The 11,672-nt window shown below is 50.7% G+C and carries 10 protein-coding genes and 1 riboswitch; of the genes, 7 read left to right on the forward strand and 3 right to left on the reverse strand.

The features are described 5' to 3' along the window. The first annotated feature begins 81 nt into the window (after positions 1-81). The 5 genes from ACW73I_RS14815 (at position 82) to ACW73I_RS14835 (ending at position 6,783) form a co-directional block, all read left to right on the forward strand. Positions 82-1,566: a leucyl aminopeptidase gene (locus ACW73I_RS14815; protein WP_458030172.1), complete on the forward strand. Its 1,485-nt coding sequence runs from the start codon at positions 82-84 to the stop codon at positions 1,564-1,566. Next, the gene (locus tag ACW73I_RS14820) at positions 1,553-2,026 is read left to right on the forward strand and encodes a DNA polymerase III subunit chi (RefSeq protein ID WP_458030173.1); all 474 of its coding nucleotides are present in this window, start codon (positions 1,553-1,555) and stop codon (positions 2,024-2,026) included. The genes ACW73I_RS14815 and ACW73I_RS14820 overlap by 14 nt, the downstream gene beginning before the upstream one ends. A 683-nt stretch (positions 2,027-2,709) precedes the next feature. Then, a riboswitch (cyclic di-GMP riboswitch) is annotated at positions 2,710-2,783 on the forward strand. A 134-nt stretch (positions 2,784-2,917) separates the two neighbouring features. Further along, complete coding sequence (locus tag ACW73I_RS14825; protein ID WP_458030174.1) at positions 2,918-4,387, forward strand: hypothetical protein; 1,470 nt, start codon at positions 2,918-2,920, stop codon at positions 4,385-4,387. A 320-nt stretch (positions 4,388-4,707) separates the two neighbouring features. After that, positions 4,708-6,399 (forward strand): hypothetical protein, encoded by a 1,692-nt coding sequence (locus ACW73I_RS14830; protein WP_458030175.1) that lies wholly within the window; start codon positions 4,708-4,710, stop codon positions 6,397-6,399. Positions 6,400-6,492: 93 nt separating this feature from the next. Continuing rightward, on the forward strand, positions 6,493-6,783 hold the full coding sequence (locus ACW73I_RS14835; RefSeq protein WP_458030176.1) for a hypothetical protein: 291 nt from the start codon (positions 6,493-6,495) through the stop codon (positions 6,781-6,783). A gap of 140 nt (positions 6,784-6,923) precedes the next feature. Here the strand turns inward: ACW73I_RS14835 and ACW73I_RS14840 are convergent, their stop codons facing one another. Further along, positions 6,924-7,082: a hypothetical protein gene (locus tag ACW73I_RS14840; RefSeq protein ID WP_458030178.1), complete on the reverse strand. Its 159-nt coding sequence runs from the start codon at positions 7,080-7,082 to the stop codon at positions 6,924-6,926. A gap of 71 nt (positions 7,083-7,153) precedes the next feature. On the opposite strand from ACW73I_RS14840, the gene ACW73I_RS14845 reads away from it, so the two are divergent. Beyond that, positions 7,154-7,282 carry a transposase gene (locus ACW73I_RS14845; RefSeq protein WP_458030179.1) on the forward strand — a complete coding sequence of 43 codons (129 nt, stop codon included), beginning with the start codon at positions 7,154-7,156 and terminating at the stop codon, positions 7,280-7,282. A 353-nt stretch (positions 7,283-7,635) separates the two neighbouring features. Here ACW73I_RS14845 and ACW73I_RS14850 read toward each other — a convergent pair whose 3' ends face one another. Both ACW73I_RS14850 and hemF read right to left on the reverse strand, forming a co-directional pair. Continuing rightward, positions 7,636-9,804, reverse strand: coding sequence for a zeta toxin family protein (locus ACW73I_RS14850; RefSeq protein ID WP_458030180.1), 2,169 nt, complete (start codon positions 9,802-9,804; stop codon positions 7,636-7,638). 143 nt (positions 9,805-9,947) lie between these two features. Then, positions 9,948-10,862, reverse strand: coding sequence for an oxygen-dependent coproporphyrinogen oxidase (hemF, locus tag ACW73I_RS14855; RefSeq protein ID WP_458030181.1), 915 nt, complete (start codon positions 10,860-10,862; stop codon positions 9,948-9,950). A 109-nt stretch (positions 10,863-10,971) separates the two neighbouring features. Here hemF and ACW73I_RS14860 point away from each other — a divergent pair, with 109 nt between their 5' ends. Further along, the gene (locus ACW73I_RS14860) at positions 10,972-11,577 is read left to right on the forward strand and encodes a Tll0287-like domain-containing protein (protein ID WP_458030182.1); all 606 of its coding nucleotides are present in this window, start codon (positions 10,972-10,974) and stop codon (positions 11,575-11,577) included. Positions 11,578-11,672: the final 95 nt, after the last annotated feature.

Genomic DNA, 11,672 nt, shown 5'->3' on the forward strand with positions numbered 1-11,672 from the left:
ATCAGTGCCCTCATGTATAATTCGCGTAAGCCCCCCTAACATTGGGAAGACTTTTATTTTTCGACGCGCAAAGACACTGCCATGGACTATTCTATAGAAAGCATCACCTTAGACAAACTGCAAAGCGACTGTGTGTTGGTTGGAGTTTATGAAAAACAACAGCTTAGCTATGCGGCTTCCGTGATAGACGGACTGTGCAACGGCTTGATTAGCAAGCTCATTGCCCGTGGCGACATCGGCGGTAAAAACGCTGAAACATTGTTGATAAACAATCTTCCGATCGATGCCATAGGCCGGGTAGTGCTGGTCGGTTTCGGTGAGCGCGGCAAACTGACCCGCAAACAATTTCGCAAGGCCGTCGTTGCGGCCACCAAACAATTGAAAGACTGCAAAGTCAAATCAGCGAGTTGTGCGCTGCTGGATGTTGAAGTAGAAAAGGCCGACGTTCAATGGATAAGCCGACAGATCGTCGAAGTAGTCAATGACGGCTTGTATCAGTACACGACGACTAAACGCTGCGACGAAAAAGTTCAGTTGCAAACATTGACGATCGTTGCGAACGAAGCGAATTTTAAACTGGCGGAAGCCGGACTGCAGCAAGGTATCGCCATTGCGCAAGGCATCGCGTTGACCAAGCAATTGGCCGATTTGCCGGGCAATATCTGCACGCCGACCTATTTGGCGGAACAAGCGCTGGTTTTGACCGGACAGCACGAAAAGCTTAGTTGCGAAATCCTGGAAGAGCACGATATGGAAGTCCTGGGCATGGGGGCTTTACTATCGGTGTCGCGCGGCAGCCGGCAGCCGGCAAAATTGATTTGTCTGCAATATCGAGGGGCCGACGAGCAGGTCAAGCCTATCGTGCTGGTCGGTAAGGGACTGACCTTCGATGCCGGCGGTATTTCGTTGAAGCCGGGTCAGGGCATGGACGAAATGAAATACGACATGTGCGGCGGAGCAAGCGTGTTAGGGATCATGCGCGCGGCCAGTATGATGAATCTGAAGCTGAACATCGTCGGATTGATTCCGTCCTCGGAAAATCTACCGGACGGCAATGCCAATAAGCCGGGCGATATTTTGACCAGTATGGCCGGAAAAACCATAGAAGTGTTGAATACTGACGCCGAAGGCCGTTTGATTTTGTGCGACACCCTAACCTACGCAAAAAAATACGATCCGGAGGTCGTGATCGACATGGCGACGTTAACCGGCGCATGCATCGTTGCGTTAGGCCGCGTGCCCAGCGGTTTATTCGGCAATGACGACAAGCTTTGCGACGACTTGCGGGAAGCCGCGGAAACCGCTTGCGATTTGATTTGGCGCATGCCGATTTGGGAAGACTATCAGGAGCAACTCAAATCGAACTTTGCCGATTTGGCAAACATCGGCGGCCCGGACGGCGGCAGCATCACCGCTGCGGTGTTCCTGTCCAAGTTCGCCGAAGATTACCGTTGGGCTCATATCGACATCGCCGGTACGGCATGGCGGACGGGAGCCAACAAAGGGGCGACCGGCCGGCCGGTTGCTTTGTTGAGTCAGTATTTGATCAATCGTGCAGCGTCCTGAGATATTCTTCTACGTCCTGGCCTCAACCTCACAGCACGAGCGCCGGGATTTCGCCTGCAAACTGATCGAGAAAATCTACCGTAGCGGCGAATTCTGTTACGTACTTACGGATGACTCCGAGCAAGCGGCTGAAATCGACAAGTTGTTATGGACCTTCCGGGCCGGCAGTTTCGTACCGCATCAGCTTTATCAAGGCGGTTTGCCAGACTATAAAAATACCATCCTGATCGGCGGAGATGATATTCCTGTCGAATGGCAAAACGTCATTGTCAACCTGTCCAGCCATTTCCCGCCCGTAAAGCCTCCGACCAAGCGCATCCTGGAAATCTTAGACAACAGCGAGGAATGCAAGCGGGCCGGCCGCCAACGTTACCGGCATTATCAGGAGGCCGGGCTGGAAATTACGACGCATAGAAATGAAAGAGGCGTTTGGATTGAATCCCGAGCGAATCGGGATTGAGCGGGCAGCGTCAAATCGGCCATTATGTGGAGTTTCCTTTTATACACAGTGCCTGGTTTCGAATAGTTCACATCAGGAATCAAACGGATTCAGCAAGGCAGCCAGATAAAAAGCCGGTCATAATTTTTGCAAACTTCAGGAGTGGATTTTCTGTTATTCAATTCAGAAAACAACCCTCAGCACAACAGATAGCTTTTTTCGCCTTAAATTAGTTCCCTACAGAAAATGATCATGCGGAATTTATCCATCATGTTAATAAATAGTGATTATTTGAAAGGTCTGATGAGATCGACAGGAATAAGCGCTGATATCGCGTCCTTTTTGTGTATTTGAAAGTTTGTTTCAAATCATGGAAATTATGCAGAGAGTGCGAGCGAGATAGGGTCTTTAAAGCTAGCTTTCTCATGGTTACGCCAAGTCCGCCACACATAAAAGGAAACTTCACGTAATGGCCGTTATGCAAAGCTTTGCATAACGACCAGGAAGAGGCAGTCGCCATTTTTCAATAAATGGCTGGTTAATAAGTTAAATCGGACATTGACCTTGGCATAAATCCTTAAGGATGGTCATATCATTGAGTTTAAAGATCATCTAATCACCGAGCGTTTCATAGTATTCAAAAGTTGACTGAAATACTCAGTTGAAAAGTTTTGAAAATAACGATATATGCATTATCGATTTTATTTTATTTTCGCTAAACCTATTGCAAAGTAGGGGCAGAAAGTCGCGGATCCTAAAGGAAAGCCGGACTGCCGAAAGTGACGTCGTCATAGTCACGGAAGGTAGTCCGGCTTTTTTTTTTGCAAAAAAATAGATTTATGTCCAATTGACAGATATTGCATTAAATATTTTCAACAAATACCTAAGTTTTAGGTTAACGGGAGAAATATCATGAAAACGTTAAAACAATTCCGTCCTATGTTATTGGCTACGGCGATAACCATGGGATTATGCGCATTTGGCGCGAGCGTAATGGCTGCGCCGGGGGGAACACCAGGCAAACCAGCTAATCCCGGCGGGGATGGTGACAGCGAACCTCCTGATCTCGGGGATTTATTTGTTCTTTATCGCGACGCCGATGGTGTTCCCATACTCACAACCGATTCTTGTCAACGGCCTTTAGCTGCAGACGGTACTGTCATTCCAGTCGATCCTGCTACCTGCGCAGTCCTCCCTGAGTATGCGACACTCACGCAAGAGGTCGACTTCGGGCGTACCAGCGTGGTGCGTTCACCAGAAACGGTGCTTCAACAGCAGTTGCAGGACGTCATCGTCAATCTGTCCACCGCCGGCTGTGTCACGCTGGATCCTGCCGGACGACTGGTCACCAGCACCAATACAGATGGCGTGATAACGTCGGGCGCCATTGACTCGCCGCTACAGAACCTGGCGATCTACAGACAACTCATGCTAACGGGCGACCTCGGTATTAGCCTGACCGACCCTAATAATGTACTCGGCAATGTGCTCGACACTGCGGCCAGAGGCGTTGGCGCAGCCGCAGACAAATCAGGCAAGGTCAGCGTGGACATGGTGGTCTACCTCAACCAGATTGTCGGCCTGACAGACGAGAGCGTAACGACTTACCTGCCCAAGAAATGTATTAACGTAAAAGAAGAAGTAAAGGGTGTGGTGCAGATGGTTAGGAAGTGTTTTCTTGACTACGGAAATTACAACTATAACCGCACTGCAAATTTTATCTCGCTGCCTAATCCTCCTTACATCCCAGATGGCAATCCTCAACCTGGCTGGTTCGAGTATTTGAAAGTGCTTGATTCGACACCCACTTTCGGGATTGTAGAAGGCCCGATCCTTGATGCAATTCCTGAACTTATGGGAAACCCAAATTTGACGGCATTCAACATTGTCGGCTTCGCGCAGGCCGCCGACGACACACGTGCGGTCATCGACTTCATGCATACTTGGCCGTTGCCAAGCGACTATGCGACCCCGTTGACTTGTGACGCCTCTAGCGGTGCAACCTATGACGTGTCAATCAGCGAGCAATCCGGCTTGCAAGTGCCTGTACAAATGGTAGACGGTACCGAAGGCAGGGAATTCACTGTAACTGTCGCTAACGCGGGGCCAAATTCTGCAACGGGTACCGTCACGGTGACCGCCGTCGCAGCGAACGGCGCTACCATCGCAGGCTCTCCATGGACCTTTAATTTCAACAATCTTGCAGCAGGTGCGAGTCAATCATTTATCCAGCTTTTCTCCATTAACGTGGGCGCGCGTACCACTATTACTTGGACGGCGACTGTAAATGCTTCAAATGACGTGAATACTGGTAACAACTCGGTGACTGAAACAACTAACGTCAAGGTGACAGGTCGCGGTGGACAAGGTGGACGTTCGTAAAATCAGCCAACGCGTCTAAAAACTAGTGGACGCAAAAGGAGGATGCTGATCGGCTACTGATGTGAAGTTGGGGAGGTTTTTCAGCCTTCCCCAACCGATGTAAGTTGACTTAGTGTCAATAAAGGGGCGGCACAATAGTTCAGAATTCCTAATATCCCCTTATCGTGCCGTATCAAAATTTATTTTGCGGTATGTGCAGGGACTGGCATCACAGACCGCTAACAAACGACTGGAGAGATGGGGGAATCAGACCCACACCCCCACCATCTGTCGCCCCCTGATAACTATTCTTTCGCATGGGTCTCAAAGGAGTGTGAACAATGAAATCCTATAATTTAAGAACGATGGTCTTGGCATTGACCGCCTCAGCGATGGCGGCAACCGTTGCTCCGGCCTTCGCGTTCGAATGGCAAGTAGTGGTCAACAATGGCGACTTAATGCCGACATCTGAATGCGATCCGACGGCTCAGAGTCCATCTGAAAAATGTCGCAACTTTAACAGCTACAACCAGCCGTCGGTAAATGCCAACGGCTTGGTCGTGATCCGGGCACGCAGCAAGGGTGGACAAGGACAAGGGCAACCCGTCCATGGAGTCTATACTCGCGACATGGCCACAGCGGGCACAATGGTCAAAATCCTCGACCGCAATACGTTGGTGCCACAACCCAATAATCGTGACTCCGTGTTTATCGAGCCGCCATCTTTCCCCCGCGTCGACATCTGGTCGGACACCATCGCTACACGGGGCAACCACCAGCCAGTATGGCAAGTATTGGAAAACGACGAAATCGTTGAACAACTGGGAACCACCGGGATCTATGCCAACCCTTACGGGAATCTGATTACCGGCGCCAGCAAGCTTGGCTCCGTGCCGGAATTCTTGTTCTTTGAAGTGCCCGAAGCCCCCGGCACGCCATTCGACGTTTTTCCGGGTTCGCCTGCAGTGGCCGATGGCAATACCATCGCCTTCAAAGGCAATTATACGGTCAATTTGGTCGGTAAAACTGGTGTGTATTATCGCAAGCTGGAGGACCAAAACATTAATAATGGACCAGGCGGAGGCACCCACCCCGTGGTACTAATCGCAAACAATACCGACACCCTTATTCCCGGAACGGCGACGGTATTCGGTTCCACTGCCCCGCCAAGTGCGGCCGATGGACAAGTGGTTTTCGCTGGCTTTGACAACGAAGAACATCCAACTAAAGGTGGCATCTATTTAGCAAAACTGACCGGATCGGAACCAGCGCTCACGACGCTTGTCAGCATCGGCTCGCGGGTACCCGGCGAAAACAAGAATACTAAGTTTAGTAACCTGGGCGAAGGGGTTTCTTTTGACGGGCGTTTCGTGGCCTTTTGGGGCGCATGGGGGGCGGCAATAAAAACACTGGTTTTACAGTGTCCAACCGAGGGAAATGCAGACCGGATTGCGTTTTGTAATCAACTCTGCACGGAAGACTCCAATAATTGCGTCCGAACAGTTCCGTTAAAGCAGGGCATTTTCGTCCACGATACCAAAACTAGAAATACCTTCGCAGTCGCCAAGACATCATCGGACTTCAACGACTTTGTGTACTGGAACTTTTCAGGCCGAGTCCCCGGCACAGGCGAAGGTGATGATGACGGCGAACTGGCGCGCTGGCGATCCAATTCATTTGTTGCCGTCTCGGGCTCAGTCGATGGAAAGTTGACCGATGCTAATGTTCATACGGCCTTCAAAGCCAGAACTGGGCAGTTGGTATCAGGTGCCTACGTCGACCCAGTAGATGGAATATATCTTAGAAAAGGGCCGGGACAATCACCGATTCTCACCTTAGTTGAGACCGGTATGAATGGAGCGCAAATTGATCCCGAGGCTGTTTATGTCGATGAAGACGGCCCTGCGCCTTTGCCCATCACAGAGATGGGCATAGAACGTGATGGCTTTCGTGGTAACAAAATTGCCATTAACCTAAGCATGGGCGCGGAAGAAGCCGGTTGGGCTGGTGTATATCTCACCGAATGGCGTTAATTGAGCCAATTGACTTTTTATACAGAAAGATCGACGACCGATAGTTTGAGATGGCTTAAATTATCGGTCTGAATATCTTTAGGAGATAAAGCAATGAAGCAAAATCATACATACCAGATGGCATTATTCATTTTACTGGCTGGTTTTTTGGGAGTCGTTTCCGCGGCACAGGGTGGTGGCGGTGGACGGCAAGGTGGTGGCAATCAAGGCGGAGTATGGCAAACGAATCCAGTCCCGCGCGGTGAAAATCAGCAACAAAAAATGCAGGAAAGAAATCGCCAAATGAAACAAGAACGTAATCAACAACACGGCTCATGGCAGATACAAGAGCGTGAACGTGAGCGCGAACAAAGTCAGATACGTGAGCAACAAATGCAACGATAAATTGAGGACTGCATGACAGCTTCCACTGGATCAGCTGATGGGCGACCGGCACCAGGCATTCAGTGCTTCACCGGTCATGGCTCTCATGGAGTGCCGGCAAACGTTCTTCGGGGCGCCTGCCCAAGTTGAGGCTAGGCGTATCAGTAGGTGCGCTGCTTTTCATCCGGTTTTTTTAAGGTATGTATGCTGATGTTCGATTCGTCGGCAATTTCTTGAATGGTGCGTTTCCCACGATTGTAGACTTTTGCCAGGGCTTGCTCTCTGATCTCGTCAGAATACAGTTTCTTGGAAGGATTCATTTTTTATCTCAAATTTAAAAGGTTCTAAAAATTTGAGGCGATAACTATTTTGACGTAGGGGGGTAGTGATTTTGGATAATGCATCGATTCATATCGCCAAGAAACTGAAACCTTATTGGGATTTGTTGGAAGAGAAAGGCATGCGATTTTATTTCTTGCCGCCCTATAGTCCCGAACTTAATCGGATTGAATTGCTCTGACATAAGATGAAATATGAATGGCTACCTTTCAAAACATTTACGCCGGACGAACTTGAGCAAGCCATTGACGAAATTGGTCTTGGGTTTGGCTCACAATACACGTTAACTTTTTGCTAGGCGCTTACACCATCAAATAATTTTAAAAAAACCAGTTAGCTATAAATACTAACTGGTTTTTTATGCCTGAAATTGTACTATGCGACTTAGTTTTTCAACTGCTTCAAGGGTAAACGGCATCAGGTCTTGCAATCAAGCATCTATGGAAACAGGGTCGGATCTTGTAATCCAGAACAGAAGTTTATATGAACGAAAGGTATGCATTTAACTACGGTCGCTAAATTATGGCTCACTTTCTATTCCACCGATCCCTGCAAGCGCGTGATCCAGGCATGCTTGGCTAAAGGGTCCACGTTAAATGCCAGGGCCCACGGTTTGTGCAGCAAACCTTCCTCGCCGGACGCATTCGGGTTGAGTTGGCGTTTTTGCACGAAATCGACCATGCGGCGTAAATGGTAAATCAGCAGAACCCGGTTTTGTTCGCTGCCCGGGTAGATCAAATAGCCGACGTTGTCTTCTTCCAGCGCCGGATTTCGGGCTATCAAGGCTTGTAAATTCGCTTCGCTGCCTTGGGCTAGATTTCGCAATACCGATTCCTTATGCCGGGCCATCATGGTGTTGCAATGTTTTGCCAATGTGCCGGCGATTTGCTGCTGTTGTAAGTGGTCTACATCTTCGTCATACAACAGAAAACTTTCCGCCACCAGATAATGCTGATCGCGCTCACCGTCATTGGCAAACAGCGACAATTTCGCCAGGGCATTATCCTGCAATGCCAGCAAAAACGAGTGTGGCGAGCGTATATGTTTGTCTATCGTGACTACCCATGGCAAGGCGCGCCCGGTGGCTTCGAAGCGGGTTTTGACGCTGCCGATTACCCCGGAACGCGAAAGTTCCTGTTCACGCCCGGCCGGTTTCACCAAAAAGGCATCGACCGCGGTGATCTGAGTATGAAAGCCCGACCGCTGGAATCTGCCGATGACGCCTGAGTAGCGCGGGTCATAAGGGATGCCGGTGCCGTCATACAAGATATTGATATTGTTTTCGCGAGCATGTTCCGCCACTAAGTCGCGTAAACGGTTGGCGAAGGGTTCCACATAAACATAGTCGTCGGCATGGTGATTGGCGGCGGTTAGCAAACAATATAAATCGCTGAGTTTGCGGAATTCATCCAGCGAGGCAATCACGAAGTTGTCGCCGCATTGGGCGCAGGCGATTTCCTCCACCGCCGTTTTCCCCGCCCCTGCGCCTCCCATGCACATAAATAATTTGGGCATGGCGACCGGCGTTTTACCTTCAAAGATTTTTTCCAACTCGCGCTGCAAAGCCCGATTGACTTTGCCTAGGCGACGGTAGGCGATTTCGACCGTGCGCTTTAAACGGGGGTCGTCATGTGCGGCGGCCAGCAATTTGTTTTTCAATAGCGAATTATCGGCCAATGCAAACACGTTGGCCTTTTCGCCGATAAATTGCTTGATCAAATCCAGTAGTTCGGCGTGGCTAGGCGGACGCAAGCTGGTCAAGATATTGATGTCCAGGCCAAACAAAGGTGCTGCGCCGTCCTCGCGCACGGGAATACAGTCGATTTCGGTTTTGCCGGGTGCGCGTAATTCTTCGGTGCCCGGCAAATAGCCGATGACGTTTTCGGATACGCTCAACGAATTGTCGGCCAACAGCAAGCTGGTAATAAATTGATCAACCGGAATGCTATTTAACGGTACTAATCCGCCGTTGACCGTGACTATGCACTCGATACCGGCGGCAGTGGTATGCGATAAGAACGGAATACCTTGCAACAGACGCTTGTGTTCGGGCCATTTACCGTAACCGTTCGCTCTATTGATTAAATTCTGAGTGCGGCCTGGGGCCAGGGCGTGACGGAAGGCGGCACTGATGGCGGCGTGACCGGCAGCCGGGTCATGCAGGGCCTTGCCGTCTTCAGGCGATAGACGGCGAAAGTCTATGCCTTGTTCGTACACCGCTTTGAAGGCCGGCAGGTTGCCTAATGCGGTGACGAAAAAATCCAGGGTAATCCGGTTACCGTATGAAAAAGGCCGAATGCAGCGCATGTCCTGATAAAAGGCGGCCAAACGCTCGGCGATATTATCGAAATAGATGATGAAACCGTTATTATCGAAGATAGCGCTTTCCTGAGTGCCGTTGCCGTCCAGCACCAGGCGCTCGATGACCAAGCGAAACCGTTTGCGCTTTTCCTTATCCAGCATCATGCCGGGGCGGTGGTTGACCGTGATCTGTTCCTTCCAATCGCTGAACATTTCCCGATGAATGCGCGTGTACAGGCCAGTCATATAGGTGACGCGCTTGGTTTGATCGTGGGAGACCGTTGCTTCCAGTTCTTGCAACAACCTCGACAACAAGCGGCTGCCCTGGGCGATGGCCAGCGCGGTACGCAAGCGCTTTAGCTGCCGATAGCCCGGGAGTTCCCGGTGCGGATTTTGATTCATGTTTACCCTGCCTCTGCGCTGGCTTGACTCTGACGGTCAGCTCCGCATTATGTAATTGTTATTATTGACAGCCCTCCATGCTTAGTTTTTTACCCTTCGCTTTTCCGAGTCAAAACCGATTTTACTCAAGTCGTGTTACGAAATTATACATTCAGCCAATTTTGCGGTTTTAAATAGGTCCGGTACAGCTCGGCTTCCGGACTACCGGTTTCCGGGCTCCAGTTATATCGCCAATGTACGACCGGTGGCAGCGACATTAAGATGGATTCGGTTCTGCCGCCCGACTGCAATCCGAACAAGGTGCCGCGGTCGTACACTAGATTAAATTCGACGTAACGCCCGCGTCTGTAGAGTTGAAAATCGCGTTCTCTTTCGTCGTAGGGCGTATTTTTTCGCGCTTGGACGATGGGCAAGTAAGCCGCAAGATAATGGTCGCCGACGCTGCGCGTGAAGCCGAATGCATGCTCGAAATCGGGTTCGTTCAAGTCGTCGAAAAACAGGCCGCCGACGCCGCGGGTTTCGTCTCGGTGTTTCAGATAAAAATACTCATCGCACCAAGCCTTGTAACGCGGATATTTGTCATCGCCGAACGGCCGGCAAGCCTCGCGAGCGGTTCGGTGCCAGTGCAATACGTCTTCCCGAACGGGATAATACGGCGTCAAATCGAATCCGCCTCCAAACCACCAGATCGGCGCTTCGCCGGTTTTTTTGGCGATGAAAAAACGTACGTTGGCATGCGAGGTAGGCACATAAGGGTTGCGCGGGTGAATCACGAGCGATACGCCCATGGCTTCGTATCGGCGGTTTGCCAGTTCGGGCCGTTTGGCGGTGGCGGAAGGCGGTAAGCTGAACCCGGATACATGCGAAAAGTTGACGCCGCCCTGTTCAAATACGGCGCCGTTTGCCAGTACCCGCGTCCGTCCGCCGCCGCCTTCCGGGCGCTGCCAGGCGTCTTCGGCAAAGCGGGCGCTAGGTTCTTCTCCCTCCAATGCGGTACAAATCCGATCTTGTAAATTCAGTAAATAGTTCTTTACTTGAGTGATATCGTTTTCGGTCATGATAAGGTTCCGTGTCATCCGAATTCAGTCGCAGCCGACGAAACTACCAGCTTTTGCAGGGTTAGCACAAATATAATTCGGACTTTAGACTCAATATCGGGAGGCAACCATGAAGACAATGATCGCAAAGAGCTTGGCAATAGCGATGTTATGTCCGGCTTCGCTGTGTTATGCGCAAAACGGCGGTACGGCCGAACAACAAGCGTATCTGCAGGAAAGCCGACAAATCGCCAAAGCGTTTACCCGGAGTTTGGGCAGTACCTTGAAAGCTCAGCTTGAGTCCGGCGATGCCGTTAGCGCGATCGGCGTGTGTAAATATGTCGCGCCGGCGTTAGCGGCGGATTATTCAAACGAGAGCTTGACGGTGGCTCGGGTCTCGTTAAAAAACCGAAATCCCGTACTCGGCAAGCCCGATCTCTGGGAAACGCAGGTTTTGCAGCGGTTCGACCGGGAGCACACCGAGGCGAAACCGGCAAACACGATGGAAATAAGCGAAATGACCGAAGAAGCCGACGGGCGCTGGTTTCGTTACATGAAAGCCATTCCGACCCAGCCCATGTGTTTACAATGCCATGGTCAAACCGGCGATATATCGCCCGAAGTGAAGACGCTGTTGGCGGAGGAATATCCGGACGATAGGGCGACGGGTTATCGCGTGGGCGACATTCGCGGAGCCGTCTCGATCAAACACAAATTGGCCGACGCGATAAAATGACCAAGGCGTCGGAAAATTCATTCGCTGCGAAACCTTGGAAACGAAGCGCCAGCGAGTGAAGGTTGAGTAGTCCCTGGAAGCCGTAGCGCCGGGCG

It is taken from the genome of Methylomonas sp. MgM2 (genome assembly GCF_054172045.1).

What these genes read in the sequence shown, in the direction of transcription:
- ACW73I_RS14825 (WP_458030174.1), top strand. Translation starts at nt 2,918, where the DNA reads ATGAAAACGTTAAAACAATTCCGTCCTATGTTATTGGCTACGGCGATA.
- ACW73I_RS14850 (WP_458030180.1), bottom strand. Translation starts at nt 9,804, where the DNA reads ATGAATCAAAATCCGCACCGGGAACTCCCGGGCTATCGGCAGCTAAAG.
- ACW73I_RS14815 (WP_458030172.1), top strand. Translation starts at nt 82, where the DNA reads ATGGACTATTCTATAGAAAGCATCACCTTAGACAAACTGCAAAGCGAC.
- ACW73I_RS14830 (WP_458030175.1), top strand. Translation starts at nt 4,708, where the DNA reads ATGAAATCCTATAATTTAAGAACGATGGTCTTGGCATTGACCGCCTCA.
- ACW73I_RS14835 (WP_458030176.1), top strand. Translation starts at nt 6,493, where the DNA reads ATGAAGCAAAATCATACATACCAGATGGCATTATTCATTTTACTGGCT.
- ACW73I_RS14840 (WP_458030178.1), bottom strand. Translation starts at nt 7,082, where the DNA reads ATGAATCCTTCCAAGAAACTGTATTCTGACGAGATCAGAGAGCAAGCC.
- hemF (WP_458030181.1), bottom strand. Translation starts at nt 10,862, where the DNA reads ATGACCGAAAACGATATCACTCAAGTAAAGAACTATTTACTGAATTTA.
- ACW73I_RS14860 (WP_458030182.1), top strand. Translation starts at nt 10,972, where the DNA reads ATGAAGACAATGATCGCAAAGAGCTTGGCAATAGCGATGTTATGTCCG.